28 protein-coding genes and 2 tRNA genes are annotated in these 26,518 nt (G+C 41.5%); 12 read left to right on the forward strand and 18 right to left on the reverse strand.

Going from position 1 to position 26,518, the window contains the following annotated elements; translation table 11 throughout:
* Window positions 1-564: 564 nt before the first annotated feature.
* Window positions 565-750, forward strand: coding sequence for a hypothetical protein (locus CWB72_RS16185; RefSeq protein WP_138633492.1), 186 nt, complete (start codon window positions 565-567; stop codon window positions 748-750).
* On the opposite strand, the gene CWB72_RS16190 is transcribed toward CWB72_RS16185, so the two are convergent.
* The 5 genes from CWB72_RS16190 to CWB72_RS20640 form a co-directional block, all read right to left on the reverse strand.
* Window positions 747-1,118, reverse strand: coding sequence for a hypothetical protein (locus CWB72_RS16190; protein ID WP_138633495.1), 372 nt, complete (start codon window positions 1,116-1,118; stop codon window positions 747-749). The genes CWB72_RS16185 and CWB72_RS16190 overlap by 4 nt on opposite strands.
* Before the next feature lie 13 nt (window positions 1,119-1,131).
* Window positions 1,132-1,656, reverse strand: a complete 525-nt coding sequence (locus CWB72_RS16195; RefSeq protein ID WP_138633499.1) for a hypothetical protein — start codon at window positions 1,654-1,656, stop codon at window positions 1,132-1,134.
* 190 nt (window positions 1,657-1,846) lie between these two features.
* Window positions 1,847-1,939 (reverse strand) — tRNA-Ser (locus CWB72_RS16200).
* Between the two features lie 17 nt (window positions 1,940-1,956).
* A tRNA-Ser gene (locus CWB72_RS16205) sits at window positions 1,957-2,047 on the reverse strand.
* A 166-nt stretch (window positions 2,048-2,213) separates the two neighbouring features.
* Complete coding sequence (locus tag CWB72_RS20640; RefSeq protein ID WP_171037339.1) at window positions 2,214-2,357, reverse strand: hypothetical protein; 144 nt, start codon at window positions 2,355-2,357, stop codon at window positions 2,214-2,216.
* 266 nt (window positions 2,358-2,623) lie between these two features.
* Between CWB72_RS20640 and CWB72_RS16210 the strand changes: the two genes are divergently transcribed.
* On the forward strand, window positions 2,624-3,403 hold the full coding sequence (locus CWB72_RS16210; protein WP_212747898.1) for a diacylglycerol/lipid kinase family protein: 780 nt from the start codon (window positions 2,624-2,626) through the stop codon (window positions 3,401-3,403).
* A gap of 51 nt (window positions 3,404-3,454) precedes the next feature.
* On the opposite strand, the gene CWB72_RS16215 is transcribed toward CWB72_RS16210, so the two are convergent.
* Complete coding sequence (locus tag CWB72_RS16215) at window positions 3,455-4,243, reverse strand: YggN family protein (protein ID WP_138633505.1); 789 nt, start codon at window positions 4,241-4,243, stop codon at window positions 3,455-3,457.
* A 252-nt stretch (window positions 4,244-4,495) separates the two neighbouring features.
* Here CWB72_RS16215 and CWB72_RS16220 point away from each other — a divergent pair, with 252 nt between their 5' ends.
* On the forward strand, window positions 4,496-4,678 hold the full coding sequence (locus tag CWB72_RS16220; protein ID WP_138633508.1) for a PA3496 family putative envelope integrity protein: 183 nt from the start codon (window positions 4,496-4,498) through the stop codon (window positions 4,676-4,678).
* Between the two features lie 79 nt (window positions 4,679-4,757).
* Window positions 4,758-5,408: a cytochrome b/b6 domain-containing protein gene (locus CWB72_RS16225; protein ID WP_138633511.1), complete on the forward strand. Its 651-nt coding sequence runs from the start codon at window positions 4,758-4,760 to the stop codon at window positions 5,406-5,408.
* A gap of 58 nt (window positions 5,409-5,466) precedes the next feature.
* Here CWB72_RS16225 and CWB72_RS16230 read toward each other — a convergent pair whose 3' ends face one another.
* Window positions 5,467-5,916 (reverse strand): c-type cytochrome, encoded by a 450-nt coding sequence (locus CWB72_RS16230; RefSeq protein WP_138633514.1) that lies wholly within the window; start codon window positions 5,914-5,916, stop codon window positions 5,467-5,469.
* Between the two features lie 383 nt (window positions 5,917-6,299).
* On the opposite strand from CWB72_RS16230, the gene CWB72_RS16235 reads away from it, so the two are divergent.
* Together CWB72_RS16235 and CWB72_RS16240 are read left to right on the forward strand one after the other, a co-directional pair.
* On the forward strand, window positions 6,300-9,794 hold the full coding sequence (locus CWB72_RS16235; protein ID WP_138633517.1) for a S8 family serine peptidase: 3,495 nt from the start codon (window positions 6,300-6,302) through the stop codon (window positions 9,792-9,794).
* A gap of 257 nt (window positions 9,795-10,051) precedes the next feature.
* A complete protein-coding gene (locus CWB72_RS16240; RefSeq protein ID WP_252371577.1) occupies window positions 10,052-10,492 on the forward strand; it encodes a YqaA family protein in 441 nt (146 codons plus the stop codon).
* Window positions 10,493-10,513: 21 nt separating this feature from the next.
* Here CWB72_RS16240 and folX read toward each other — a convergent pair whose 3' ends face one another.
* Genes folX through folM form a run of 3 tightly spaced genes read right to left on the reverse strand, consistent with a single transcriptional unit; the run spans window position 10,514 to window position 12,160 of the window.
* On the reverse strand, window positions 10,514-10,876 hold the full coding sequence (gene folX / locus CWB72_RS16245) for a dihydroneopterin triphosphate 2'-epimerase (RefSeq protein WP_138633520.1): 363 nt from the start codon (window positions 10,874-10,876) through the stop codon (window positions 10,514-10,516).
* A 10-nt stretch (window positions 10,877-10,886) separates the two neighbouring features.
* Complete coding sequence (gene folE, locus CWB72_RS16250) at window positions 10,887-11,441, reverse strand: GTP cyclohydrolase I FolE (RefSeq protein WP_058028330.1); 555 nt, start codon at window positions 11,439-11,441, stop codon at window positions 10,887-10,889.
* Window positions 11,442-11,452: 11 nt separating this feature from the next.
* On the reverse strand, window positions 11,453-12,160 hold the full coding sequence (gene folM / locus CWB72_RS16255) for a dihydromonapterin reductase (protein WP_138633523.1): 708 nt from the start codon (window positions 12,158-12,160) through the stop codon (window positions 11,453-11,455).
* Between the two features lie 165 nt (window positions 12,161-12,325).
* Between folM and CWB72_RS16260 the strand changes: the two genes are divergently transcribed.
* Window positions 12,326-13,213 carry a sulfite exporter TauE/SafE family protein gene (locus CWB72_RS16260; protein ID WP_138633526.1) on the forward strand — a complete coding sequence of 296 codons (888 nt, stop codon included), beginning with the start codon at window positions 12,326-12,328 and terminating at the stop codon, window positions 13,211-13,213.
* 18 nt (window positions 13,214-13,231) lie between these two features.
* Here the strand turns inward: CWB72_RS16260 and nadE are convergent, their stop codons facing one another.
* Together nadE and CWB72_RS16270 are read right to left on the reverse strand one after the other, a co-directional pair.
* Window positions 13,232-14,068: an ammonia-dependent NAD(+) synthetase gene (gene nadE / locus CWB72_RS16265; protein ID WP_138568824.1), complete on the reverse strand. Its 837-nt coding sequence runs from the start codon at window positions 14,066-14,068 to the stop codon at window positions 13,232-13,234.
* A gap of 87 nt (window positions 14,069-14,155) precedes the next feature.
* Complete coding sequence (locus tag CWB72_RS16270) at window positions 14,156-14,776, reverse strand: YceH family protein (protein WP_138633529.1); 621 nt, start codon at window positions 14,774-14,776, stop codon at window positions 14,156-14,158.
* Between the two features lie 376 nt (window positions 14,777-15,152).
* Between CWB72_RS16270 and CWB72_RS16275 the strand changes: the two genes are divergently transcribed.
* Together CWB72_RS16275 and CWB72_RS16280 are read left to right on the forward strand one after the other, a co-directional pair.
* The gene (locus tag CWB72_RS16275; RefSeq protein WP_138633532.1) at window positions 15,153-17,447 is read left to right on the forward strand and encodes a penicillin acylase family protein; all 2,295 of its coding nucleotides are present in this window, start codon (window positions 15,153-15,155) and stop codon (window positions 17,445-17,447) included.
* A gap of 80 nt (window positions 17,448-17,527) precedes the next feature.
* The gene (locus tag CWB72_RS16280; RefSeq protein WP_130255702.1) at window positions 17,528-18,457 is read left to right on the forward strand and encodes an SPFH domain-containing protein; all 930 of its coding nucleotides are present in this window, start codon (window positions 17,528-17,530) and stop codon (window positions 18,455-18,457) included.
* Window positions 18,458-18,530: 73 nt separating this feature from the next.
* On the opposite strand, the gene CWB72_RS16285 is transcribed toward CWB72_RS16280, so the two are convergent.
* A complete protein-coding gene (locus tag CWB72_RS16285) occupies window positions 18,531-19,403 on the reverse strand; it encodes a DMT family transporter (RefSeq protein ID WP_138633535.1) in 873 nt (290 codons plus the stop codon).
* 453 nt (window positions 19,404-19,856) lie between these two features.
* On the opposite strand from CWB72_RS16285, the gene CWB72_RS16290 reads away from it, so the two are divergent.
* Window positions 19,857-20,240, forward strand: coding sequence for an MAPEG family protein (locus tag CWB72_RS16290; protein WP_138633538.1), 384 nt, complete (start codon window positions 19,857-19,859; stop codon window positions 20,238-20,240).
* 1 nt (window position 20,241) lies between these two features.
* Here the strand turns inward: CWB72_RS16290 and CWB72_RS16295 are convergent, their stop codons facing one another.
* Window positions 20,242-20,925 (reverse strand): pseudouridine synthase, encoded by a 684-nt coding sequence (locus CWB72_RS16295; RefSeq protein WP_138633541.1) that lies wholly within the window; start codon window positions 20,923-20,925, stop codon window positions 20,242-20,244.
* A gap of 66 nt (window positions 20,926-20,991) precedes the next feature.
* Here CWB72_RS16295 and CWB72_RS16300 point away from each other — a divergent pair, with 66 nt between their 5' ends.
* Window positions 20,992-21,831, forward strand: coding sequence for a glycosyltransferase family 8 protein (locus CWB72_RS16300; RefSeq protein WP_138633544.1), 840 nt, complete (start codon window positions 20,992-20,994; stop codon window positions 21,829-21,831).
* Between the two features lie 57 nt (window positions 21,832-21,888).
* Here the strand turns inward: CWB72_RS16300 and CWB72_RS16305 are convergent, their stop codons facing one another.
* Together CWB72_RS16305 and CWB72_RS16310 are read right to left on the reverse strand one after the other, a co-directional pair.
* The gene (locus CWB72_RS16305) at window positions 21,889-22,785 is read right to left on the reverse strand and encodes a dTDP-4-dehydrorhamnose reductase family protein (RefSeq protein WP_138633547.1); all 897 of its coding nucleotides are present in this window, start codon (window positions 22,783-22,785) and stop codon (window positions 21,889-21,891) included.
* Between the two features lie 26 nt (window positions 22,786-22,811).
* Window positions 22,812-23,516: an HAD-IA family hydrolase gene (locus CWB72_RS16310; protein WP_138633550.1), complete on the reverse strand. Its 705-nt coding sequence runs from the start codon at window positions 23,514-23,516 to the stop codon at window positions 22,812-22,814.
* A 136-nt stretch (window positions 23,517-23,652) separates the two neighbouring features.
* Between CWB72_RS16310 and CWB72_RS16315 the strand changes: the two genes are divergently transcribed.
* A complete protein-coding gene (locus CWB72_RS16315) occupies window positions 23,653-24,951 on the forward strand; it encodes a hypothetical protein (protein WP_138633553.1) in 1,299 nt (432 codons plus the stop codon).
* Window positions 24,952-24,953: 2 nt separating this feature from the next.
* Here the strand turns inward: CWB72_RS16315 and xerC are convergent, their stop codons facing one another.
* Both xerC and CWB72_RS16325 read right to left on the reverse strand, forming a co-directional pair.
* Complete coding sequence (xerC, locus tag CWB72_RS16320; RefSeq protein WP_138633618.1) at window positions 24,954-25,823, reverse strand: tyrosine recombinase XerC; 870 nt, start codon at window positions 25,821-25,823, stop codon at window positions 24,954-24,956.
* A gap of 75 nt (window positions 25,824-25,898) precedes the next feature.
* Complete coding sequence (locus CWB72_RS16325) at window positions 25,899-26,507, reverse strand: DUF484 family protein (protein WP_138633557.1); 609 nt, start codon at window positions 26,505-26,507, stop codon at window positions 25,899-25,901.
* Window positions 26,508-26,518: the final 11 nt, after the last annotated feature.

Consider the following 26,518-nt stretch of genomic DNA (forward strand, 5'->3'; position numbering starts at 1 on the left):
CAGGGCCTATTTAAAGAAACCCGTTGCAGTAATGCAGCGGGTTTTTTGCGTTTAGGGTGCTAAATCGTTCTGCACAATGATGAGGGGATGCACTGTGATAAAAAGACGAATTAGCGCAAGGTGAAATGAGCTGCCTTCACAGTAGCCACTCTCTTCATTCTGAAACACTTTTCATAATCATTAATTAATCAACCCTCAACTGAAGCTAAATTAGCTCATTTCACCTTGTGCAAAGTAAGTGCACTTGCTTCGCTCACTGTCATTAACTTTGCACTATTTCACTGTCGCTAGCCTTTACACCTTTCTTGAGCAAAAGAAGCGCATTCACTGCGTTAGCAGCCGCTGATTTTGCACTATGCAATGATTGTTAGGCCCAATGTAGCTTGGTTCTAGTAAAATGAAGTTAGTAAAGGCAGCTCTTTATAATGGGGTATATAATAATTAGAGAAGCCGATTGTAGAAAAAATAACTCATGCACCTCTGCCTTTAAGTTATTGTTGTATCTCTACTTGTTTGTGCTTTATAAATGACTATGCTTTAAGTGTTATGGTGTAAGGTGGTGGTGTGACTATTTATTTAATTTATCTACTTATAATGTTTGCTCTTTTTGGCACTGCGGCAAGTTATTTTGCTCGCTTTATTTATTTATTTTGGATAAAGAAGGAAATGGATCAAACGATGATCTTCAAAGCTGGAGGGTGTGCCCTATTGATCATGTTACTTTCTGCAATAGGGGCTTTGTCATTTTAGTTGCCAATAGGGAAGCTTTGACAAGCGCTTTTTACGCATAAAGATTGAATAGGTAAAACTTGCTTACAGCTATCCTGAATTTCATTACGTTCATTTAGTATTTTTTCTTTCGCTGTTTCTTCAGCAGCTAAACGTTCAACCGTTTCTTCATCAAGAGACTTGGTTGAAAATACAAGGTATTTACTTGGACCACCACAAGCAGCTCTCTCTCCAACGCCAATGACTTTACATTGATAGCTTGCATCACAGCTTAAATCTGAAATATAGCTTTGTAACGAGCTCTCTGGGGGACTGCTGATAGTTGTTGAAGATTGGCAGCCTGATAGTGCTATGCAGGATAATACGGCTAGCGCAAAAGTTGTTTTCATGAAATACCTTTTCTCAATATGCTAACTGTGAACTTTCGGTGAGTTTAACACATTTATTGTTTTTGCATTGAGTACCTGGTTTTACGAGCATGGCGCAAATACTAACCATATTGTTTTGTGCATTATAGATACTTTCGTACTTAGTCAGTTTTTTTGCAACCTGCTCAGCTCTAGAGGTAGGCGTGTGTTTGGTAGAATAAATCATATAGTGGCTTGGGCCTCCACAAGCCCTGCTACCAGCTTCTATCACTTGACATTGCCTACTCGAGTCACAGCTATTATTAGCTTCTATTAGAGCTACTTCACTGCGTAGAACCTTTAGTGCTTCTTTTGCTACTGCTTGCTGATCAATTTGTGCTTTGTTTGTTGATTGTAAGGAACTGGCTTTGCTTGCCGCGATGGGCTTATTCTCAACTTGAGACACTACTTGATTTGCCATTTTGGGCTTCTCTTTTACCGCAGTGCTGTTTTCTTCTGTAGTTTGTGTACATCCAAGCAAAAATATTGCTGCCAGTAGCAAGGTTAGTAATTTGATCATAGAAAGCTCCAATTATTTTCATCAGTTTGCATTTAAAGATCTTATTATTCAAGTTTGTTTGCTTTGTTTTTGTACACTGTTAGCAGTCTTTAATTTAAATAACTATGAACAGAAGTATGGAATATTTCTTAGTCAGAGTAGAATTTTAGGCATAAAAAAACCGCAATTAAGCGGTTTTAATACAAGTTAATGGCGGAGAAGGAGGGATTCGAACCCTCGATAGGGCTACAAACCCTATACTCCCTTAGCAGGGGAGCGCCTTCAGCCACTCGGCCACCTCTCCGGCGCAAACTTAGAATATGGCGGAGAGATAGGGATTTGAACCCTAGATACGCTATTAACGTATGCCGGTTTTCAAGACCGGTGCTTTCAACCACTCAGCCATCTCTCCATGGGCAAAGATAATACTTAGCGATTTTGCTGCTGTAAATAGCTTTTGATTCGTTTGCTGAAATTTTAACCTAAAATTAAAGAAAAACTTCTTTTTTGTTGCTCTGATAGCTCCATCGGTTAAATTGTGTATAGTAAAATCAAAAGCATATTATCTTAAGTGGCAGTTATTTATAACGTGCCATATGATCCGTTGACAATTTTTGACCACATACTGCAAAAAGAGCTTGCCAACTAAAGCTAGGCTTTTTAACTCTGGTTTTCTTTAAGCGAGGTTGCGTGTTGCTGCACGCCGCAGCTGTCTGGATCATGATGAACTCCTAATTGGTTTACTAAATAACTTTCTACAGAGTGTATTTTGCATCCGATTTGTTTGAATTTAAAACAATATAAATTGTGTTTTTCAGATTAGTTTTTCTAATGTTTTTATTTTTGTTTTTAGTGGTTTTGAATATTTATTCCGCTTAGGTTAAGGTTTTTATAGGTGGTTTATATGCTTTGTGAATATTTATCTAATAAATAGGTTTAATTAAAGTTTATGTTGGTAGTGGTTAAGCCAAACGGTGAACCTGGAATCTTGAAATATAAGGTTTGGTTAGAAAAAGAATGTGTATTAAGAAATATTGAATGCCATTGGTTTTATACTTCGGGATCATTTGAGCAAGATGTTCTGGCTATAAAAAGCAGGCTAATTGATGTCAAAACAGTAGTTGTGATTGGTGGCGATGGCACATTACACCTAGTTGCCAATGCGGTAGCAGAAACAGATGTTGCTCTTGCTGTGTTGCCTGCTGGGACAGGTAATGATTTTATCAGACAGTTTAACTACAACAAACATCATTGGCAGTCTTTGGTTTTTTCAGAATCAACGACCAAAGTAGATCTCGGTAAAATCAATGAGCGTTATTTCATAAATATGGCGGGCATTGGCTTTAATGCCGCCGTAGTAAAAGACATGAATACCTTTAAAAGCCGGCATAAACTCAGCTATATATTCTCTGGTATAAAACAGCTGTTTAGTTTTGATAAAGTTTCAAGCAATGATGTGAGTTTAATGACTATCTTTGCCAACGGGCAATATTTTGCTGCGGGTTTGAAAGTCGCACCCAGTGCACAGGTAAAAAGCGGTCACTTGGTTAAGCTGCATTTCAAAGCGAGTCATTTATTATCGCGTATTTGGAGTTTTGCTTTAATGCTGATCCAACAACATGAGCAGTCTCGATTTGTTTCAGTTGAAACTGGTACTGATTTTATGATTACCGAGAATGGCCTAATAATCGAGGCGGATGGTGAAATTATTGGTAACACACCTGCTATTATAAAATGCTGCCCTGGCGCGTTAACTATTCGATTATAAAAAAAGAGCTGAATGGATCAGCTCTATAAACGGAGATAATTATTAAATGCTTTACTTAGATTTATAATTAAATAGTTGATAGCCTTGCATTGCAGGGATCTCTTTAACTAGGTCTGTTTCTGCAGTTGCTATCACCTCAAATTTATCGCACAGACCATGTGCCTTTTCTTCTAGTTGCTTAGCTTGTAACTGAACCTTTTCTTCGATTTGTCTGCCCATGTCTTCCATACGCGCTTCAAAGCTTTCCATGTTGCCGCCAGAACTGACCATTTCTGAACCGACCATCATTAAAATACTGCCGATTGATTCCATCATGGCAGATTCAACTGCTTCTTCGATATGAGTTTCAAATTTATGGTCAAAATTCTCGCCAAACTCATGAAAAGTTTTCTCGCCCATGACAAAAGCGCCTTGTTGATAAAAAGTATCACTAATTTCAACATGTAGCTCATCCATTAATCCATTTAATGAATCTAGCCCTTGTAAGTTAAAAGCATGTGCGACTTCATCCAGTGCGACACCAGCAAGTTTAACGCCATCCAAAGCGATATTGGCTACCTGAGGCAATTGCACTCTTAGGGAATCAGCATAATTCGACAGTGCTACTTTTTGGGCATTTGTTAATGTTATTGCCTGGCCATCGACATATAGCTCGCCAAAACTATCAATTGTCAGCTGCTTATTACTATCAGCAGTGATCTGCAACTGGTTTGGTGTAATACGTACATCATTTTGAAAGTCTACTTGACATTGGTCGCTACTGATCTGAATACCATTATTTTCATGTGCCACTACTGAAGTGCTTAATACTAAAGACGTCGCTAACATTAACTTTTTCATAATTATCAATCCTGTTGATGAGTTCATATATTGTCTCTCAAGATAGATGCCAAAGATAAATTTATTTTATATCAGGGGTTTATGTTTTTGGTGAAAGTGAGCTTAGTGAAATTAGCCTTTTTGAGTAGTTATTTTGACCAAATTGTTAACTATTTAACTTATGTAATTTCTACTTGCTCAAAGTTTGAAATGCTGAGAAACCACGCTATCAATTAAAAGTGCAAATGTGCTTAAAGTAATGAGGGTGTCTTTATGCGTAATTCCTTCTCAGATGATAATCCATTTGATGAAAGCGATGATCTAGAATTAGATGGTTTGAATTCACAAGGTACGAATTTACAAAAACAGCGAGCTCGAAAAAGGCTTGAAGACTATTTTGAGCAAAAGCGTTTAAGGGAATGTTTGGGTGAAGATGAGTTTGGTGACATTGATTAAGAGATCACCTCAATACGCTAGACTCTTCATTATAGTTTTGCATAATGTGCTTATAACAAAGAGATGATTTGAGCATGTTATGAATAGAATTAAAGTATGGGATGGCTTCATTCGTGGCTTTCACTGGTTGCTAGTGATTGCACTTGGAGTTTTATATGTTAGTGGTGAAGAGGGTTGGCTAGATATTCATTTTGTAACAGGATATTCACTATTAGCATTAATGATTACTCGATTAATTTGGGGAGTGATTGGTAGTGATACTGCGAAGTTATCTGCATTAATTAACTCACCAAAGAAAGTTGTAGCTGCATTAAAAAGTGATAAAGAGGAGCGAGCAGGTCACAATGCTGCTGGCAGCCTTATGGTGACTGCCTTTTTTGTTTTAGTGCTATTGCAATTAATTACTGGTTTATTTACGACGGATGATATTTTAGTTGATGGGCCATTGGTTCAGTATGTGAGTTATGACTTGGTTGAATTAGCAGGCTCCATTCATCACAGCAACATTGATTTTCTTATCGCTGCAGTTGTGTTACATGTTTTGGCGATTGCCATATACCGTTTAAGAGGAAAGCAGTTAGTTAAAACTTTGTTGACAGGTAAGGCAGAATCAACTCTTCCACAACCTAAAATGAAAGCTGGTTGGATTGCGTATGTAGTATTCACCATTCTAACAGGAATAATATTAGCTTTATGGGGACTGGAACCTTTAAATCAGCTAATTAACTAGTATGCGAGAAAAATAAAAACGACGCCAATGCGTCGTTTGTTCGCTTATAGAAAAGCTATTAATCTTTGAAAGACTTATGGCAATCTTTACAACCTTTTGCCCAATTTCTAAATGCTGGCGCAATCTCTTTTTTATCACCAGACTTTGCAGCCGTCGCAAGTGCTTGTGCATATTCAGCAAACTTAGCAGCTTTCTTATCAAATGTTGCTCTATCATTCCAAACAGCAGGCAGTGCGCTTGTATCGCCCTTTTGCGAATCGTTAGTGAAAGCTTCCCACGGTAAAGCTGAAAGTGTAGCGGCTGCATTTGCACGCTTTTCGAAACGTTTAGCATCAAAAGGTACTTTACCTTTTAGCATGTCACCCATATCACCAATTTGATATCGGATCAGTTGGAAAGTCGCTTTTCTATATTCAATGGCATCTTCTGATTTTTCAAACATTGATTGTGCATTAGCGCTAAGAGAAAGGCTGCTTAATAGCGCCCCCAATAAAATCATCTTCTTCATTTTTTGCCCCTAAAAGTTAGATTAATTCTTTGTACGTAAATCAGTGCGAAAAGGCAAGTCAATCATGATGAGTGACTAAACATAACATTTATTTAGCATTTCTTGAGAAATAGGCTTTATTTATAAAGCTGATTTAGATGGTTTGTATCCATTTTTGAAATGTTCGTTAACTTAAATGTTTATATTTACAATTCTTTACTAGTTTAATTTTATTTAAATCAGTGGTTTACTTTTTTTAGGTGGGATTTTGGTTAATTTTTGTAACTTAATTGTGTTTGCTTTGTTGTAATTTGCAGCTTGATAGCATTATATTGATGTTGAATCCTACTCAAAACAAAAAAAGAACATCATCTTCTTTTAATAATCAGGACCTAGGGGAAACTATGTCTAAGTATTCATTCAAAGCAACTGCGGTTGCTAGCGCAGTTGCAGGCGCATTAATGGCTACATCTGCTGTAGCAACAGAACTTAATACCAATGCAGCTCTAGGCAGTGCATACACAATAAGTGAAATATCAAATTCAGAGCAAGTTGCTGAGAAGCGTGCTGACGCAGTATTAGTTGTGTTAAAGCAAACAACTGCTGCAGATTTAGTTGCACAAGGCAATAATGACGTTGATGCTGCACGTGCAACTTATGCTGTTATTGAGCAAGCACAAGCTGACCTTTCTAAAGAGTTATTCTCTCTTCAGAGCGACGCTAAAGTTTACGGTTCTACAAAAATTCTAGCACCGACACTTATCGTTGCTGCAAGTGATGCAACACTAAAAGCGCTTAAGCTTAACCCTAATGTTGCTCGCATTTTACCACTTCGTGATTTCGATCTACATGTAGCTGATGTAAATGACTACATTAAAGCTGCACCAGTAAATGAAAGTGGTAACACAGCAGCTGGTCAAAAAGTGGCTGTATTAGATACAGGTATTGACTACACGCACAAAATTTTCGGTGGTGAAGGTACAGTAGAAGCATATGAAGCTGCACAAGCAGACCCAGCAGCGGTAGCATGGCCACAAGGCCAAGTAGTTGGTGGTTACGACTACATGCGCGATGATGCTGACCCAATTGAAAATGACCAAGATTTCCCTGGTTCTGACGACGGTTATACAAGCCACGGTACATCTGTATCTCACTCTGTAACAGGTATCGCACCAGATGTTGAGCTTTTAGTTTACTCTGTATGTGGCGGTGGTTGTCCTTACGCAGCACAAGCAAATGCGCTTGAAGCAGCTATGGATCCAAATGGTGACGGTGACCTAAGCGATCGTGCTGATGTTATCAACATGTCACTAGGTGGCGAGTTCGGTGACACTTACACAGAAGATGGTACTCAATACCTAATTCAACGTGCAGTTCGCCTTGGCACTAACATGGTTATCTCAGCAGGTAACGATGGTGACCATCCTTTCCGTATCGGCGGTCCATCTACTACACCTAATGCACTTTCAGTTGGTGCAATGACTCACCCTACACTTGAAGAAGCAAACACAACTGCAATGATGGCTGGTGCTGATGTTGTTATTCAGCCTGCAAGCTTTGGTCCTCAAGGTGTTTTCGAAGGCTCAATGGTGCTAGGTGAAATCGTTTACCCTGGCGATGTTGTAGAAACTGAAGATGTAAACGAAGCTGAAGGCTGTGATGGCGATGACGGTGAAGGCAATGCAACTAACCCATATGCAGGTATGGACTTCACAGGTAAGACAGTACTTATCGATCGTGGTTCATGTGCATTCACTGAAAAAGTACTTAACGCACAAGAGTTAGGTGCCGAGTATGTACTAATTGCTAATCACACAGATGATGGTACTCCTGCACCAATGGGTGGTTTTGACGAAGCGGTAACTATTCGTTCTTTCGGTGTAACATTTGCTGATGGCGCTGCAATTAAAGACGCTATTAAGGCAGCAAGTACTGATACTTTAGATATAAAAGTAGAAATGGTTCAAGTTGCAGGTGCAGTAGCTGGCTTCTCTTCACGTGGTCCTTCAATGGACGGCCTACTTAAGCCTGAAATTACAGCACCTGGTACAAGCATCATGGTTGCAGCAACTGGTACTCAGGACCAGCTAGCTCCTGCAACAGGTACTTCATTCTCAGGCCCAATCACAGCAGGTGCGGTTGCACTAGTTCGTGAAGCACGCCCTGAGCTAAGTGCACATGAAGTAAAAGCAATTCTAATGAATACTGCGGATCTAAATGTAACGGTTGACCCAGTTTCACTCAACCCAGATTCACCTCTAGCGCCAATCAGCTTAATCGGTGCAGGTTTAGTTGACGTAGAGAAAGCAATTGCTTCTCCTACAGTTGCTATGGTTCATCACCCAGAGTTTGACACTAAGCAAGCTGCACTATCATTCGGTTTCGATGAGTTAAGTGAAGTAACTTCTTATACTAAAACTGTTGAAGTGAATAACCACTCTGACGAAGATCGCATGTATGAGCTATCAATTGATGCTCGTTACGCAAATGATGAAGAAACTGGTGCACTTTCTTGGGATTACCCAAGCGAGTTAAAAGTACCAGCGAACAGCTCTGTAGAGTTTGATGTAACAGTAACAATCGACCCTGCTCTTTTACCTGAGTGGATGCTTGAGAACCCGTTATCTGCAGGTGAGCTAGTGCCACGTGCTGACGCATTAACATTGGCTGAGTTTGACGGTGCACTTGTATTTAACGACCTATTTGCTTCGGGCACAAACAACCTTCAAGTTGTTTACCATGTACTACCTAAGGCATTCGTAGGTGGCGAACTAGACATAGTTGAAATGGACAATGAGAAGCATGTCAAAGTTACTAACACAGGTCACGAAGATCTGGAACTTTATGCAGATATGCTAATCGGCACTAGTGATCAAACAGATGCAGCATTCAATATTAAAGCGGCATCTACAAACTTAATCAATGTTGATTGGTGTGCTTCTGGCGCTTTACTAACAGCTTCAATGCAATTCTCAGACAATATTACGCATATGCGCCAAGTTGGTGTTGAGTTTATGTTTGACGTCGACAATGATGGTACGTTTGATTATCAACTTGCTAATTATAATGATGTTGGTCGAAGTGCCGCAGTACCAGGTCGTTCTCGCACTGTGTCAGGTGTCATACAAAATGGCGAGCCTAGCTGGCAGTTCTTGTATGGTGCTTTCCATACTACAGGAAGCGATACAATTACACTCTCAGCTTGTACTGATAGAATTGGCTTAGGTGATAAGAAATCTGGTGATGCTTACACAGTTAAAGCTGTAACAGGTTATGCAGGTTATCAAATTGGTGTTTGGTCTGAAACACATAGTCTAGAAGAAAGTGTTATTCCATTTGGTATTAATGCTGCCCGCTTTGTAAATGCTGCTGGTGAAGAAGTTAGAACTTTAGGTATGGGTGAGTCTGCATATATTGATGCTAGCTGGCCGGTATCTGTAAACAACGGTCTTAACCAAATCGTTGCTGTAGCTGATGCAGATATGATGGAAGAGGTTGTTGAAAGCCGTAATAACAATGCGCCAACTATCGAAACTCGTCAAACTTTCTACACTGATGAAAACGTAGAGTTAGGCTATGTAATTGGTGTGCTTAAGCATAACGATGAAGATGGTGACATTGAAGGCTTTAAAGTAAGTGGTACTAACCTTGTAGATGTTCGTCCTAATGGTGAAATTTTCACAACTGCAGAAATCGATTATGAGTATGACCGTGATTTCCGTTTCTCAGTAGTGGCTGTTGACTCACGTAAGAACCACTCTGAGGCTGTTGAAGTTGAAGTACGTGTGAACAATGTGAAAGGTGGTGATGACAATGATGATAGTGACTCAGGTTCACTAGCATGGTTAGCACTTCTTGCAGCACCGTTTGCAGCACTTCGCCGTCGTAAGCAGAAGTAAAAGTATTATCTAGCTGCCTGAATCTCAGCTAGTTAATTTAAAAACCCAGACTTTTAGTCTGGGTTTTTTTATGGCAATGCAACGGTGTGTGTACAGCAAAATATGGCATAGTTCAAATTTCAGTAATGCGTTGATAACATAGCTACGTATAAATGCGCAGATACAGGTTTAGCTAAAATTTATCCTCTTACATTCCTCTTACATTCCACTTAATTTGATCAGATAATACTGTTTTACAATTCAACATTTTCTTACTTGTGATCTGGATTTATCTTAGCCTTTTTGCGTCGGCATTTTTATCAGCCACGCTATTACCTGGTTCGTCTGAAGTGGTACTTTCAGGGCTGGTAGTCAAACAGCAAGGCTTACTCTGGCTACTTTGGCTATCTGCAACCGTGGGCAATGTATTGGGCAGTTGCGTCAATTATTGGTTGGGCTTAAAAATGATGTCGTTTCAAGACAGGCGCTGGTTCCCGATTAAAGCGGAGCAAATTGCAAAAGGCCAACGGGTATTTGATAAATATGGCGTGTATAGCTTGCTGTTTGCTTGGCTGCCAGTAGTTGGCGATCCACTCACGTTATTGGGTGGGGTCTTTAAAGTGAAGCTTTCATTATTTGTGTTACTGGTGAGTATTGGTAAAGCACTGCGTTATGGCTTTATTATTGCGGTCGCATTAGGTATAGAGCGGTGGATATAACCGCTCTAAAATTGATTAAAATTAGCTTTTACGCCAGTCTAGAGTCAAAGAGACGGAGTCTGCAAAGCGCAGCGCATGCGGCTTATCGATACGCACTTTTGCATAAGTGACCGATTCATGTTGGTGACAGATCTCTAAAATGTCAGCAACCAGTTTTTCAAGTAGTAAGAAGTGACCTGTTTCGACTTGTTTGATAACCGCTTTGGTAATGGTCTTATAGTTAAGCGCATGCTCAACAATATCACCGTTGATACAGGCGCTATCAGCGGGGTAATGAATTTCTATATTCAGTACCACATCTTGCTTTTTCTCACGCTCTTCTTGGTTAAAACCAATATAAGTGCGTAACCTTAAATTAGTGATGTTAATAATCGCGTTTTGCATTCACTGCTCCTTAGTTTTTTACTAGCTGTAAAAACTCATTGCGAGTTTTAGGGTCGTGTCTAAAGTTACCCAGCATCACTGAAGTGCGCATTTTTGAGTTTTGTTTTTCAACGCCACGCATCATCATACACATGTGTTTTGCTTCAACAATGACGCCGACACCTTTTGCGCCCGTAACTTCTTCAACTGCTTTGGCGATTTGGTGAGTAAGCTGCTCTTGAATTTGAAAGCGTCGCGCGAACATATCAACAATACGCGCAAACTTAGATAGGCCGAGTACTTTACCATTAGGAATATAAGCAATGTGGCATTTACCTACAAAGGGCAGTAAATGGTGCTCACACATCGAATAAAGCTCGATATCTTGAATCAGCACCATGTCGTCGGCATCTGAGCTAAACACGGCATTATTGGTTATTTCATCTAGCGTCTCACGATAGCCTTTGGTTAAAAACTCCATCGCTTTGGCGGCGCGTTTCGGCGTGTCTAATAAACCTTCACGCTCTGGATTTTCACCTACTGCAGTTAAGATTTCGTGATAACTTTTCTTTAAATCGTCATGCATAATCTATCTCTTTATTTTAAGTGGCGTCCGCCATCAACAGCTAGGGTGCGGCCTGTGATGTAGTTACTGCTTAATAATAGCTCAACGCTATTGATGATTTCTCGGCAGCCTGGCTCTATGCCCATCAGGGATTTTTTCAATGTTTTTGCTTTATACGCGTCGTCGTCATGCTCATTAAAAATGATCAAACTCGGCGCGATTGAGTTTACTTTAATGCTCGGTGCAAACTTCGCTGAGAAAGACTTAGTTAAGTTGTCTAAAGCCGCTTTGCTTGCTGCATAGGCAATATGTTTCGGACTGCCTGTCTCAACCACATAATCGGTTAGGTGAATGATATCGGTAATGTAGCCAGAGTTTTGTAACAGCGGGCTCAGAGCCATATTCAATAGGTAAGGCACTTTGGCATGAATATGCATCATGCGGTCAAATAAGTTGGCATAGTCGTCACAACTGGCTTCACAATCCCAGCTTGATGCGTTGTGGATCACAGCACGAAGGCTGGGAGTGATTGAGGTTACTTGATTAACCAACTCGGTAACGGCGTCGGGCTTATCGAAATCGCATTGAATACAGGTAACGCCTTTGGCTTCGAGTTCATTAATACATGCGTGACGGGTGCGATAAGTCATTATTACGGGCTGAGCTTGAGCAACAAAGTGTTCTGTGAGTGCTAAGCCAATGCGCTGTGCGCCGCCAGTAATCAGTATGGGTGCTGTCATGTAAGACCTATCTATGTTGTTAAACTTTTTCTATTTAACCAGTGTATACGCTTTTTTTATTTTTATCGATCAAGCGCTTGCACAAGATTAGATTAATACATCTACAAATGTGAACTTTAAGTAAGCAACTTGGGTATAATTGACAGCGTTGTCTGTGGGGGTTAGATGTTAGCAAGAGTTATACACAAGTCTGTTTGGCCGTTTTGGTTTACTGCTGGAGTTTATGCCACCTTGTTATTGTTACAAGGCGCAAAGCCTGCGCTGATGCAGGTTTATCAAGAATTTGAGGTTGCCTTAACCATGGCGTTGGGGTCTTTTGTGGCAGGTGGTACAGCCTTGGGAGGTGGTGCGGTGGCGTTTCCGATCATGACCAAGGTACTTGATATCGAACCGGTCACAGCCAAAGTGTTTTCTTTAGCGATACAAAGTTTTGGCATGACGGCTGCGAGCTTAACCATTATCTGTCGCGGCATTCCTTATTATCGCAATGTGGTGCTGCTTGCACTACCAATGACATCTCTGGGTGTGATTTTAAGTTTATTGTATGTTGCTCCGGTTGTGCCAAGGTTGTGGGTTAAGTCGGTATTTAGTGTATTGCTGCTGTGCTTTGCCGTGACCATGCTGGTTAGGTGGTGGCGCAAGACCCACCATGAACAAAGTATTGATGACATTCAGCCACATCCACAACGCTTAATGCTGGTGGCTTTTATAGGTGGCATTGCCAGTGGCTTGGTCGGCTCAGGGGCTGATATAGCATTATTTGCGCTGTTATTGCTATGCTATAAAGCCGATGTGAAAAAAGCGACGGCGACATCGGTGTTAGTGATGGCGTTTACCTCAGTGATCGGCAGTCTTATCAATGTGGTTTATTTACAGCAGATCACGGCAGAAATTCATAGCTACTTACTTGCTGCTATTCCTGTGGTGGTAATTGGCGCGCCACTTGGAGCATATGTATTTGCAAAAGTAAAAGTGGGTTATGTGGTGATGTTTTTGCTGAGTTTAATTGTGCTCGAGGTGGGTATGACAGGTTATGAGCTAGTTAGCTCATAACCCAGTTTTCTTTATTGCTTATACTTCGTCGTAAACCGTAGGAATAGGTTGGCGCTTATGTTGCGTGCGTAGGTAAATCGCAATCAGCTTGTCAGCCACTTCAGCGTCTACGTCTTTACCTTCCAAGAAGTCATCAATTTGCTCGTAGCTCAAACCTAACGCATCTTCGTCTTTTAGACCTGGCTTATCACATTCAAGATCGGCTGTCGGTGCTTTTTCTACTAAGGCAGCTGGAGCACCAAGCTTGCTAGCTAATGCGCGAACTTGGCGTTTAGATAGGCCAAATAAAGGCGCAAGATCACAGGCACCGTCACCAAACTTTGTATAGAAGCCTGTGATGTTTTCAGCGCTGTGATCAGTCCCAACCACTAAACCTTGCGTAAGACCGGCAATCTCATATTGCGCAACCATACGCTGACGAGCTTTCACATTACCTTTTACAAAGTCCACATGGCTGTCACTAGGTAAAGCGGTATCGCTATCAGACATGGCCAGTAGGGCTTGAGCATGCAGTGCATCTGCCGCACCTTTAATATTCACAGTTAGACGTTTGCTCGGCTTGATAAAACCAAGAGCTAATTGCGCTTCGTCTTCATCCGCTTGCACGCCATAAGGTAAGCGCATCGCAATAAACTGATACTCAGTGGTGTTTAACTCGTTATTAAGTTCGTCAACGGCAAGCTGACATAAGCGGCCACAAGTTGAAGAATCTACGCCACCACTAATACCCAATACCAGTGACTTACAATGTGCACTGACAAGACGTTGTTTTATGAAGTTAACACGACGGGTGATCTCAAAGTCGACGTCGATATTAGGCTGAACGCGCATTTCGGCTAAAATGGCTTGGCGCATGATGATTCCTCTGTGAGTTCTGATTTATTGAGTGCAAGCTCTATTATGTTGTGATATTTGCTGAATTTAAAGGGCTATTTGTTACATTTAAAGTCCTAAATGCTGTTTTATCTTAGCTAACTCTTGCTTAAGTTGCTGCACTTCTTCTAATAAGCTATTTAAGTCTGATTCAGCCAATGGCTCAGCGCCAGCACTTACAAGTTCTGCTTCTGTGCTCGAAATAAACAGGTGTTGATAACGGCTTTCGCGTTTACCCGGCTGTCTTGGTAGTTGCTGAACAAGACTTTGCTGTTGGAGATCTTGTAATACTTGTTCTACTTCACTGACCTGAGCAAAATTCGCTAGGCGGTTAGTACGGCTGCGAAGCTCGCCGGGAGTTTGCGGGCCACGTAATAGCAATACACATACAACCGCGAGTTGTTGTTCATTAAACTGTAAATCGCCGAATTCGGTATTGCAGAAACGGTGGCGGTATTTATCGACTCGACCCGAAACTGCTTCATCTCTAACCACTATTCTTTTAGCAATTAAACTATCAACGGTATCTAAGACTTCAGCTTCGCTTAACTCTAAAACCGGCTCACGATTCGATTTTTGATTGCAACCCGTCGTCAGAGAATTTAAAGATAGAGGATATTGGTCTGGGGTGGTGATTTCTTTTTCTAGCAACACACCAATAATACGTTGTTCAATTTGATTCAATTCCATCGCCAAGCTCCTTAATTAGGCTATTTCTCAAATGTACGTTAAGGCGAATTAATATACCAGTAATACCAAGCCTCAATAATACTTAATCATTTTTGAGGTACTAAAACTGACGCTAGCTTCGTTAAAAATTTCTTATTTAGAACAACTAAATAGCAAAATTTTAGCCTCGCTATCAACAATTTTCCTTGCCTCAAAATAGATCACTTAACTAAGAGGATTGGTATAAGAATAGATAAAGAATTGATTTAGTTGGTTATCAGAGAGGAACAAGATTGAAAAGCTGGGTGTAACATGAACATAATGTAGTTTCGCTGACACAATAGCGTCACTTATTTATGGCTAGTATACAAATAATAAAGCACAAGGAGACACCGCAATGTTAAGTTGGCTCAAGCGTGGGTTATCTGGGTTGTTGATCCTCATTTTAATTCTTACCGCAGGCTTATATGGTTTGCTATCGCTCAGCCTACCGGCATTAGACGGTAAAGGCACCTCAGACGTTATTTCTAAGCCAGTAATACTGGCAAGAGATTCATTAGGGCAAGCGGTGATCACCGCAAACACGCGCCAAGATGCAGCTTATGCATTGGGGTTTGCCCATGGGCAAGATCGTTTCTTCCAAATGGACTTATTACGCCGCAACGCTGCGGGAGAGTTAAGTGAGTTATTTGGTAAAGGCGCGCTAGAGCTCGATAAGAAGATGCGTTTTCATCAGTTGCGTGCTCGCAGCCAAGAAATTCTTAAATTATTGCCCGAAGCTGATCAGCAACTACTGGCAACTTATACCCAAGGGGTTAACGAAGGCAGAAATCAAGCGGGCATAGCTAGCTTTGAATACCTATTAAGTGGCGCACAGGCAAAGCCTTGGTTAAGTGAAGATAGCTTATTGGTGATCTTTAGCATGTATCTCGATTTACAAGCTGGCACCTATTTTAGAGATGAAGCATTAATTCATTTAGATAAGCTGTACGGTGAGCAACTGCGCGAGTTTATTTTGCAGCCGAGTCAGTATCAGGCTGCATTAGATGGCTCAAAACTGCCACAAGCGCGAGTTGCAATTCCAGAGCTAATCAGTCGTGATGCAATATCACAAGTAACGCATATTAAAGAGCAAGACCACTACGGCAGTAACAACTGGGCGGTAACCGGCGCATTAACCAAAACCGGAAAAGCCATGCTGTCAGATGACATGCATTTGGGTTTGAATGTGCCATCAATTTGGTATCGCGCACAATTAAACTACCGCCACCAAGGCGAAAAATACCAAGTGACAGGGGTGACGCTACCGGGCACGCCTGCAGTTGTAGTCGGTAGTAATGATCACATTGCATGGGGCTTCACCAACGGTTATTTAGACACCGCGGATTGGATAGCCCTAACAGCGAAAGATAAAACGTGGCAAGTAAACGAGCGTATTGCATTACCAAACGGTGAGCATGCAGTGTATGAACTGACCATGTCTGATTACGGTCCAGTGAAAGAAATCCAAGGTCAGCAATATGCACTGAGTTGGGTGGCACATCAGTCTTATGCAGTAAACTTAGAGTTACTTAGGTTTGAACGCACGAAATCGGTTGAAGAAGCCGTCGGACTGGCGCCGCATGTGGGTATTCCAGTACAAAATTTAATGGTGGTAGACGACCAAGGTAATGCAGCATGGAAACCAATGGGTGCAGTTCCTGCTAGAACGAACCCTGCAGACATTGCACAATCAAGTGAGCACTACGCCAAGCTTTGGCAATTTAATGAAGTGCAGCGTCCACAAGTAGTGAATCCGCAAAGCGGTAAACTTTGGACGGGTAACTCTCGTGTGGTCTCGGCTGTTGCTCATCAGCGTTTTGGTGATGGCGGTTATGCCTTGGGGGCGCGTTCAGCACAGATCAGAGATCGATTATTAGAAAAGTCACAATTTAGCGAAAAAGACTTTTATGCCATTCAGCTTGATAACGAAGCGCGTTTCTTAATGCCATGGCATAAGCAATTATCGTCGCTATTACGACAAGACACCGAAACCCAGTTTAAGTATCAAATTGACTTAAGCTGGCTAGATGATTGGCAGCAATGCGCATGCGCTGAGTCAGTGGGCTACACCTTAGTGCGCTATTATCGTGATAGCCTCATTGATACTGTGTTTGTGTCGGTTGAGCGCAACATGAAAAAGTCAGGTAGCAGTTTAAGCGCACTGAAAAATTATTTAGAGCCGGCGCTTTGGCAATTGCTCAATACCCAACCAGAATCTTGGTTGCACGGCCATGATAACTGGCAGGCGCTGCAAATTGCAGCTTATGAACAAGCAAAGCAAAAGTTGGCTGCAGAGTTTGGTCCAAATATGGCAGCATGGACATGGGGTGAAGTGAATGCATTACAAATTCAACATCCGTTTAGCAAGCAACTGCCGATATTGAGTCACTTCTTAAATATGCCTAAGTACGACGGCTTTGGTGATAGCTACATGCCAGCGGTACAACGTCCTGAGTTTGGCGCATCACAGCGTTTTATAGTTCAGCCAGGTGAGTTAGAAAAAGCCATTATGACCGTGGCTGGTGGTCAAAGTGGTCACCCACTTTCACCTTTCTATCGCAGTGGCTTTGAAGAGTATGCACAAGGCGAGAATACGCCGTTATTGCCACAAGTTTTAACTCACGAAATCACGTTCACACCACAGCCATAAATAGTGAGGGGTTATATTTTTATCTCTTTATTGTGTTATAAATAGGCACAGTACTGGACGAAAATTAAAAAAGGTGAAGCATGGAATACAATAACTTACCTGACATTAGCACAAACTTTTTTAAGAAAAAGGGCTTGTTTGGTGGTGCTGCGGCGGCAATCGGTTTACTGATTATTGCTAATGGTGCGTTTTATACCGTTGACGAAGGGCATGTGGGTATTATCAAGCGCTTTGGTGAAGCCACTGAGCAAGTTAACCCGGGTCTGCATACTAAGGTACCCATTGTCGATAGTGTTGAGATGCTAGAGATCCGTACACGTAAAAATGTCGAAAAGTTACGTGCCGCGACTCATGAACAAATGCCAGTAACCGCAGAGGTATCAATTAACTGGACGGTGATCCGTGCTGAAGCGTTCGACTTATTTAAAAGTTATGGTGGTTTAACGCAATTTGAGAACCGTATTCTCGACCCTAAACTTCGCTCAGCAACTAAAGATGCTTTAGCACGATATAAAGCCGAAGAGCTTATCCAAAATCGCTCTCAGGTCATTGCTCGTATCGAAGAGCTACTACTGGAAGAAATGAAAGACTACCCGGTGAAATTAGACTCGGCGCAAATCGAAAACTTAGAGCTTCCGCAAAAATACATTCAGTCTATCGAAACCAAGCAGACAGAGAAGAACCTTGCGGCTGCAGAAAAGCACCGCTTAGAGCGTCAAAAGTTAGAAGCACAGCGTGAAGTGAATACGGCACTGGCACAACGTGATGCGGCCAAAGCGAAAGCGGACGGCCAAGCTTACGCAATTAAAGTAGAGGCACAAGCCGAAGCTGAAGCCATTAAATTAAAAGGTTTAGCAGAAGCAGAGGCAATACTGAAAAAAGCAGAAGCGATTAAAAATAACGCAACCTTAGTTGACTATATGCGCGCTCAGCAATGGAATGGCCAGATGCCAACAACCATGATGGGCGAAGGGCAAAGTGTACTTTGGAATATGAATAAGAAGAACTAACTCTTTTTGTGTATTAGCAAAGTAAAAGGCTCATCATGGATGAGCCTTTTTACGTTTATTACTAGCAGTGTGGCTAGGTCATCATCACTAATATGGCCGCAACAGCGATTAAGCCTAGCCCTAGACCATCGCGTTTTTTTACCGGTTCTTTTAACCAGAAAATCGACAGCAAGATGGTAAAGAACACTTCAACTTGCCCAAGGGTTTTCACATAAGCAACGTGTTGTAAGCTCATGGCACTAAACCAACCAATTGAGCCAATACAGCTAGTAAAGCTTATCGCACAAGTCAGCGGCTTATGGCTGAGTAAAGTGCGCCAAGTGTGTGACTCTTTAATGCTGATATACGCTGATAGCATCACAGATTGGGTGAGTAATACAAAGAGTAATACCCAAGCGGCACTGTGTGGAAAAGGTAACCCTGATGCGATACTCGCTTCTCGCACCCAAAGAGAAGTAAGCGCAAATGCAGTGCCCGAGGCTAAGCCAATGAGTGCCGTTTTGGGATTGAGATTTTTTAAGGTAAAACCGCTCAGAAGAAGCACTGCTAGACCACCGATTGCAACACCTAACCAGCCTAATAACGATAACGTAGAGCCAAAAAACAGCATGCCCAAAATGGCGGCGACTAAGGCTTCACTTTTGGCAAGTCCTGCGCCGACGGCGTAATTATTTTGCTTAAAGAGCACCACCATGAGCGCAGTAGCGGCAACTTGCATAATACTTGCTGCAAATACATAAAATAAAAAGCTGCTATTAGGTGATAGAACCTCAGCAGGCTGCCATTGGTAAAGGCCAAGTAAATAGAGTGCCGCAAGTGGGCTGGCGAGTAAAAAGCGGGCGAGGGTGACACCTGCGACACTCGCATGGTTACTTAGTTTACTTTGAAGGGCATTGCGCCATGCTTGTGAAAAGGCGGCTAACAGTGTGAAAGCGATCCAGGTCATAGGATACCAATTTGTTATTGTTAAATAATTTATCTAGTGAGCTAGCCTGTCCACTCACGTCGTCTAAAACTGCTCATACTCGACAACATTATATTGAAATACTCTGTTTGTCTTGCAAGTATATGAGTGGTATGAATATTTATCATAATCATTGATCACGAATTGCTGGTTTTAGGCATTTATTTTTATTATCTAAAGCATCATCTGAAAATATAAAGCTTAGAAAGGGCAAAGTTTAATAGAGGTTTTTGAAGCTAGAATGGCAAGCACCTAAGCTGCGACAATCTGTCGCAGTGTGTTTTTCATTATTGCGCGTATACTTGATAACAGATGCTACAAAATAATTCGTCACCTGCTTTTTGGGTGGCTTTTTTTGTCTACAGTTTTTGCTAGCGTGTTGTTTTGAATTCAAAATATTTAGACTATGAATATTGTCAGTTTGGAGTAAATAAAATGACCACGCTACTCGTTTGTGCTTTTATCGCCATGTTATTGCCTTATTTGGCAAAAGCGCCTGTTGCCATCGAGATGAACCGATTAGGCGGTTACGATAATCGACACCCTAGAGCGCAACAAACGCAGCTTACCGGCTTTGGTGCACGGGCTTTGGCTGCCCATCAAAATAGCTTTGAAGCATTAACGGTATTTGCCGTCGCATTAGCTGTGGTGTTAGGCACGAATACCATAAACGAGACCACACAAATTTTAGCTGTTACCCACATTATTGCCCGTGTTGCCTATTGCATATGTTATTACCTTGACTGGCATATTGCCCGTTCATCGGTGTGGCTGGTGGGGTTAGTTAGTGCCTTAGCGATGGTCGTGGTGTGCTTTTAAACTAGAATAAATCACCTAAGGTGATGGCTTGGTAGGTGTTTTCGCTGACTTCATTTGGGTTTAACACATAGTTGGCAATACGCACTCGATATAAATCTATCACCTTATAACCACAATATTTGGCCATTTTTCTGATCTGTCGATTTAGCCCTTGCTTGAGAATGATTTTAAAGCGGGTTTCATCAACCAGAGAAACTTCACAGGGCAGAGTGATTTGACCATCAACAGGCACGCCCGCTGCCATTTTTGTACAGAAATCGGCATCAAGGGGCTTATCGACTTCGACTAGGTATTCTTTCTCTTGATGATGATCTGGATGGATTAACTGGTGGCATAATTCGCCATCGTTTGTCAGTAATAACAAACCTCGAGAGTCTTTATCTAAGCGGCCAATTGGGTAAACACGCTCACCTTTCGGTAAGTGATGAATAAGACTGCTTGGATCTTCAGGTTTTAGCTTACAGTCTAGCCCAATAGGTTTATGGTAAGCATAGAGCACCTTTTTGGCTGGTCCTTCAAGCTTCACGCCCTGCACAATGATCTCATCAAGTTCATCAACGTGATCGATGTGGTTTGCAGGTCGACCATTCACCGCCACTTCGCCTAAATCAATTAAGCGAGAAGCCTGACGACGGGAGCAAACCCCCGCATGACCAATATATTTAGCAAGGCGCGTTTTAGGCATTAGTTACTCATAAAGTGACAAAAAAGGTTTTTGTAAATAAACTGGCTGTGAGCAAAGAGGAAGGTTATGAAAAAAGCAATTTTTACCCTCGCCATTGGCGACAACCCTATGTATCAAGCCGCTATTTTAAGTTTTCAGCACTATGCCGACAAGGTTGGGGCTGATCTTATTATCTCTGATAGCTTGCACTATCCAATAAATATCCAAGACCCTAAATTCAATGCAAGTGCTGCATGGACTGAAAAGTTGAGAATTGGTGAACTTCAGCAGCAGTATGATCGTGTCTTATATGTTGACGCTGATGTTTTAATTACGCCGCATGCTAGAAACGTGTTTGAGCTTTACCCAGATCTTGAAACAGCTTATTGGTTCGATGAAGGTGTAATTCAAGAGCGTGCAGAAGATGTTGCAATGATCTGTGAAACATTGGGGCAAGTCAATTGGGCTAAAAACAACAATAGACCTGTGTATTACAATGCAGGCATTATTCTTACTTCAAGACAATGTGAGTTATTTAAGAAAACTAAACTTGAAGATTTACAAAAGGTATGTAATGTCATTACGCATTATGATCAAAGTTACTTTAACTACACGTTACATAGGCACAAAATAAAACATAGTTCGTTTGATAAAGCTTTTAATCGTATGGATATGTTTGGACAAGAAGGTTATTTAGACGCTGACTTTATTCATTATGCGGGCAAAGGATATGCAAAGAATAATCGTCGACGTGACATACAATTTCTAAAAGACTTTGCACAGTTGTACACAGGAATTATAAGTGAGGAAGACATTAAGCGGCTAAAAGCGCAGGCATGGCAGCAGTACTTAAATAAGATTTATAAGAAGTATCCACTACCAAACTTTTTGTTAAAAGTGCTGTGCGAGCGTAACGTACCGCACTAGTCAACGTGACTTTGCATTCTTGTATTAAGTTAACAGAGCAGCACCTAAAAGTAGCTTTTAGGTGCTGTGTTTGACAATAATTTCAGCAATCGCTTTGGCAAAGCCGCGTTCATAATGAATGCCTATGGCTTTTAAGCGCTTGTTTTCGAGGGCACAGTTATAAGGGCGTGGTGTACCATCGTTTGGTTGACCTAAAGGCTCAAGTAGGTTGCTGTCATAGCCAAGAGCATCAGCCATTAAGCATGCCATTTGGTACTTAGTCATTTTCTGAGTGCCAGAAATATGAAAGATACCACCTAATTTGTCAGCTTGCTGGACTAAGTCACGAATACTCATGGCGATATCGGCTACGTGAGTTGGATAGCGGATCGCCCAGTTGTCGTGACTTGAAGGCGCTGTGGCGCTGAGTTGTTGTGCAAGTGTGGTGACTGCTGATTCGCCTAAATGCGTTACATCACCGTATAAAACTGGTACACGGATCACGCTATGAGTTTTCGCAACAGCTAATACGGCTTGCTCCGCTTGTTGCTTGCTTTGTCCATATAGGTTTAGAGGATTCGGTGCGGCATTTTCTAAATAGGGGGCATCTTGGCCGTCGAACACATAGTCGGTACTGATTAAAATCAATTTTGCGCCGATGGCTTCACATTGTTCGGCTAAAAATTGTGAAGCGGCGACATTCAGGGCTATGGCTTGCTCTGGCTTGTTGCTGCAAATATCTGGGTTGCGCTCAGCGGCGGCATGGATCACGACTTGTGGTTTATGCTCAATTAAGCTATTTGCAACCGCTTGCTGGTCATGCAAGTCTAACTTGATGATGTTGCCTTCAGCACGGCTAAAGCCAGTGCCAACTACATCAAAATGCGGGGCTAACTCAGTAAGTAAGGCGCGGCCAAGCAACCCTGTCGCACCTGTGATCATAACCTTAGTGGCGTGTGTCACTGTTTGCTCCATAAATAATCTCTGTGTGTTGTTGTTCTTTATTTTGTTAAAAGCGCTAACTGCATAATGTCAGTTATTTCAATATCAGCAAGTCCTTTGTAACTGTATATACAATTCTGGTTGTCGAGCCAAATACTATAACAGCCTGCATTATTCGCCCCCTGTACGTCGGTATCAAGGCTATCGCCGATATGCAAAATATCACTTGGGTTAACTTCTAACAGCGCGCAGGCTTTATCAAATAAGGCACGACTCGGTTTGGCTTCACCGTGAGGACCGGCCTGTAACACTAAATCAAATTCGCCTTTTAAGTTAAATTTGTCGACTTCAACGTTGCCGTTGGTGATGGCGATGAGGGTATATTTCTCACGTAATTGCGCTAGTAGCTCAAGTACATCATCGCTAACCACAATATTGCTGCGCGCATCGGCGAATGCTTTGTATGCTGCGTTTGCATATTCTTGTGCTTGTCTTTCAGAAAACCCCAATTGTGCAAAGCCATACCTTAATGCAACCTGACGCCATTTAGTCACATCACTCTGAAGTTCTGGCTGTGTTTCACCAATATGATTACGACACTCGCGCCAGTAGTTTGGGCCTTTAGCATGCCACTGCTCGATAGTGGCAAGGTAATCAAACTGTGCTTGAAGTGCCGCTTTGATTATCGGGTGATTGTTGTAAAGGGTGTCGTCTAGGTCAAAGCTTAAAACTTTAACGGGCGTGATAGCTCGGTTGAATCGCATTTTGAATACTCTAAATTTTTGTATTTGTACGTTCTTTGTGAATGAATAGTTTAACAATTAATGAAGCCCTCAAGGTGACTTTTATACTTGCTAAATGCTAGATTAAGAATCAACCACATGTATTTTAAGGAATAAAATGACTCGACTATTACCTTTACTTTTTTTAAGTCCATTTGTTTTTGCTGAAAACAAACTTTTTGAAAAAGCTGCAGAGTGTTCTGCTTTACCAGACAATAAGCAGTTAGTAGTAAAATCTTCTATTAAAAGTTTAAAGAAAGAGTGGGAAGAACTCACTGAAAATGTAACTTCAAAAGCCCTAGCTCGAGCCTTTGAGGAATTAAAGAGGTTAGATTCTGATTATCAGGTCGAACATATATTTTTTGAAAAAATAACAGAAGATAAGTCAGGTGTAGAAACTAAACATGTTAAAGCAAGGCTGTTGTTGAACGCAGTTAAGGACTGTAAGCAGGAAAACAGAACAATTGCTAGTAATGAAGTGCATAAGCTCAATACATTAGAACTTAATATCGGTAATGCCAGCACTTTAACCCTTAATATATCTCCTCCATTACGAGCAAAGCGAGAGCTAAAACTCAATGACACTAGTATTTCCAATGAGAAAGTATTTGGCGCAAAGTTTGGACAAAGCTTTGAAAGCGTAGAAGCACAATATGGACGCTTTTCACTGGTTTGGCCTTTAGGCAAAAATAAGCTGGCTCTATTAGGCCGTAATCATGCTTTTTACTTCGAAAATAATGCTTTGTCAGGTTACCGTTATAGCAGTTCTTTATTGCCAGTGTCACTCAATAATAAAATCGAAATAGTTTCGGAAAATGTATCACTAGAAGTAAAAAACGGTGATGCAGTTAATCTAGCAGATGGCATATCTGAATCAGAGCTAAAATCATTAAAACAGGAATTTAAGCATCTCGAGTTTTTATCTGTGGGAGATGCGATTAATGATGAAACAATCTTGAAAGTGGAATCATTGGCCATAGGCAAGGTGAATTTTGGGTTATCTAAATTAGACCTCAGCTGCATCAATGCTAATAATATAAGTGAGTTGCCCAACCTCGATTCTCTTAATCTTATAGATTTTTTTGATCAAAAAGGAAAAAGAAATTTGCTCTCAGGTTGTAATCAGCAGTTTGTTTTTAGTGCAAGAGGTCACCTTAGAGCTATTGAATTGCTTGAACCTTGGTCAGTAAATAATTCAATGCTTTTTGCAAGTGAGCCTTCACTGAATGCATTTGGCAACTGGCGTTTGTTTGGGTTAGAAAAAGACGTCACACTTAAACAGTTAAAGAAGCTTGGGAAGATTAATGTATTTATGGGTGTAGCCGAGTTTTCAAGCTCAGATGGTGGATGGTCAGGTCATTTTTATTTAGATGATAATAGGCTTGTATCAGGTGAAATTGAAGTGCACACATTTTAAGGCTAATTTTTTGATTTTTTCGCTCTCGGATGCGCTTTGTCGTAAACCTTGGCCAGATGTTGAAAATCGACATGGGTATAGACTTGGGTTGCTGACAAACTGCTGTGCCCGAGCATTTCTTGCACGGCGCGCAGATCACCACTTGATTCAAGCATGTGGCTGGCGAAGGAGTGACGCAGTTTGTGCGGATGCACTGGGGTACTAATGCCTTGTTTTAGACCCCAGTCTTTCATACGCTCATGCACATGTCGGGTGGAGATACGGCGCTTTTGCTTGCTAACAAACAAGGCAGGGTCGCCTTCAATGGCAAATTGTGGACGTAGCTTTAACCATGCCTCTAATGCAGCGAGGGCTTTACTGCCAACGGGGACTACGCGCTCTTTACTGCCTTTACCCAACACCCGAATTTCCCCTTCGCGAATATCATTTAAGTTGGCATTTACTAGCTCGCTGACACGCAAACCACTTGAATACATTAACTCCATCATGGCTTTGTCGCGCACAGCGAGGGCTTCGTCTTCAGGTAATTCTAATAACTGCGCCATTTGGTCGACATCGAGATTCTTTGGCAGTGGTTTTTGAAACTTAGGGCCTTTTATGCCTTCCCCAGGGTTGATTAAAGTTTGATGCTGTTGATGTTTGGCTTTTAAAAATTTATATAGACTGCGAATGCAGCTAAGCTTCAAATTAATACTGCGAGGGTTGTATTGCTTGCTTCGCAGTTGCATGCTAAAACGTCGAATATGTTCGGGTGATACACCTAGCCAATCATGGCTGTCTTGCTGAAAGACCAAAGCGGCTTGTATAAGTTGACGTTTATACTGTCCTAAAGTGTGTTCTGAGTATTGCTTTTCATGACGTAAATAAGCCATAAAAGCTTCGATTGGCTGAGAAAACTCCTCTTTAAGTTCACTGTGAGAGGCATTGAATTGGCTATTCACAACATGCTATCCAAGCGCGGCAATTCTAAGTTTTAAGCCTGCTAAAAACTCTTGCATCAACAAGTCGTCGTTATTAGGGCAAAAGTGCGCAGGGTTGTCACTGGCAAAAGCCAGTACCGCATCACTGTCTTCAAGTTGATACAGGGCCACAGAGCCAGTACTCGGGGCTTTTTCCCAGACGCTATCTAACTGTTTTGGTGTTCGACCTAAGTATTGTGCCTTATCTTCAAGTGTGGTGTTTAGCGCTTGGGTTACTTGCTCCGGCTGAAAGAGCAGCTCTGTCGCCGAAATATTAGGTGTATTGGCAAACGCGGTTTGGATCACTTTAGAGATTTCATTCAATGAGCTAGCTTGCCAAATCTGGCGCTGGCAATCGCTCAGAGTTTTGAATATCTGTTCATTGCTGTGTGCAATTTTAGCCATCCCAGAGAGCTGCTGTTTTAATGCTTGGTTTTGCTCTCTTAATAAACGCAGCTGTTGTAGGGCCAAATTAGGTAAGCCTTGGCTTTTGCTGAACAACTCTAATTCGAGTAACACATAAGGGTGATGTTGAAAGAAGTCGGGGTTGCGTTTTAAGTAGTCGCAGACTTGTTGTTCTTGATCTGTTTGCTTCATGTTAATTACTC

It is taken from the genome of Pseudoalteromonas phenolica, from assembly GCF_005886345.1.
In the GTDB taxonomy this organism is placed as follows: domain Bacteria; phylum Pseudomonadota; class Gammaproteobacteria; order Enterobacterales; family Alteromonadaceae; genus Pseudoalteromonas; species Pseudoalteromonas phenolica_A.

What these genes read in the sequence shown, in the direction of transcription:
- CWB72_RS16190 (WP_138633495.1), bottom strand. Translation starts at nt 1,118, where the DNA reads ATGAAAACAACTTTTGCGCTAGCCGTATTATCCTGCATAGCACTATCA.
- CWB72_RS16195 (WP_138633499.1), bottom strand. Translation starts at nt 1,656, where the DNA reads ATGATCAAATTACTAACCTTGCTACTGGCAGCAATATTTTTGCTTGGA.
- CWB72_RS20640 (WP_171037339.1), bottom strand. Translation starts at nt 2,357, where the DNA reads ATGATCCAGACAGCTGCGGCGTGCAGCAACACGCAACCTCGCTTAAAG.
- CWB72_RS16215 (WP_138633505.1), bottom strand. Translation starts at nt 4,243, where the DNA reads ATGAAAAAGTTAATGTTAGCGACGTCTTTAGTATTAAGCACTTCAGTA.
- CWB72_RS16220 (WP_138633508.1), top strand. Translation starts at nt 4,496, where the DNA reads ATGCGTAATTCCTTCTCAGATGATAATCCATTTGATGAAAGCGATGAT.
- CWB72_RS16225 (WP_138633511.1), top strand. Translation starts at nt 4,758, where the DNA reads ATGAATAGAATTAAAGTATGGGATGGCTTCATTCGTGGCTTTCACTGG.
- CWB72_RS16230 (WP_138633514.1), bottom strand. Translation starts at nt 5,916, where the DNA reads ATGAAGAAGATGATTTTATTGGGGGCGCTATTAAGCAGCCTTTCTCTT.
- CWB72_RS16235 (WP_138633517.1), top strand. Translation starts at nt 6,300, where the DNA reads ATGTCTAAGTATTCATTCAAAGCAACTGCGGTTGCTAGCGCAGTTGCA.
- folX (WP_138633520.1), bottom strand. Translation starts at nt 10,876, where the DNA reads ATGCAAAACGCGATTATTAACATCACTAATTTAAGGTTACGCACTTAT.
- folE (WP_058028330.1), bottom strand. Translation starts at nt 11,441, where the DNA reads ATGCATGACGATTTAAAGAAAAGTTATCACGAAATCTTAACTGCAGTA.
- folM (WP_138633523.1), bottom strand. Translation starts at nt 12,160, where the DNA reads ATGACAGCACCCATACTGATTACTGGCGGCGCACAGCGCATTGGCTTA.
- CWB72_RS16260 (WP_138633526.1), top strand. Translation starts at nt 12,326, where the DNA reads ATGTTAGCAAGAGTTATACACAAGTCTGTTTGGCCGTTTTGGTTTACT.
- nadE (WP_138568824.1), bottom strand. Translation starts at nt 14,068, where the DNA reads ATGCGCCAAGCCATTTTAGCCGAAATGCGCGTTCAGCCTAATATCGAC.
- CWB72_RS16270 (WP_138633529.1), bottom strand. Translation starts at nt 14,776, where the DNA reads ATGGAATTGAATCAAATTGAACAACGTATTATTGGTGTGTTGCTAGAA.
- CWB72_RS16275 (WP_138633532.1), top strand. Translation starts at nt 15,153, where the DNA reads ATGTTAAGTTGGCTCAAGCGTGGGTTATCTGGGTTGTTGATCCTCATT.
- CWB72_RS16280 (WP_130255702.1), top strand. Translation starts at nt 17,528, where the DNA reads ATGGAATACAATAACTTACCTGACATTAGCACAAACTTTTTTAAGAAA.
- CWB72_RS16285 (WP_138633535.1), bottom strand. Translation starts at nt 19,403, where the DNA reads ATGACCTGGATCGCTTTCACACTGTTAGCCGCCTTTTCACAAGCATGG.
- CWB72_RS16290 (WP_138633538.1), top strand. Translation starts at nt 19,857, where the DNA reads ATGACCACGCTACTCGTTTGTGCTTTTATCGCCATGTTATTGCCTTAT.
- CWB72_RS16295 (WP_138633541.1), bottom strand. Translation starts at nt 20,925, where the DNA reads ATGCCTAAAACGCGCCTTGCTAAATATATTGGTCATGCGGGGGTTTGC.
- CWB72_RS16300 (WP_138633544.1), top strand. Translation starts at nt 20,992, where the DNA reads ATGAAAAAAGCAATTTTTACCCTCGCCATTGGCGACAACCCTATGTAT.
- CWB72_RS16305 (WP_138633547.1), bottom strand. Translation starts at nt 22,785, where the DNA reads ATGGAGCAAACAGTGACACACGCCACTAAGGTTATGATCACAGGTGCG.
- CWB72_RS16310 (WP_138633550.1), bottom strand. Translation starts at nt 23,516, where the DNA reads ATGCGATTCAACCGAGCTATCACGCCCGTTAAAGTTTTAAGCTTTGAC.
- CWB72_RS16315 (WP_138633553.1), top strand. Translation starts at nt 23,653, where the DNA reads ATGACTCGACTATTACCTTTACTTTTTTTAAGTCCATTTGTTTTTGCT.
- xerC (WP_138633618.1), bottom strand. Translation starts at nt 25,823, where the DNA reads ATGGCTTATTTACGTCATGAAAAGCAATACTCAGAACACACTTTAGGA.
- CWB72_RS16325 (WP_138633557.1), bottom strand. Translation starts at nt 26,507, where the DNA reads ATGAAGCAAACAGATCAAGAACAACAAGTCTGCGACTACTTAAAACGC.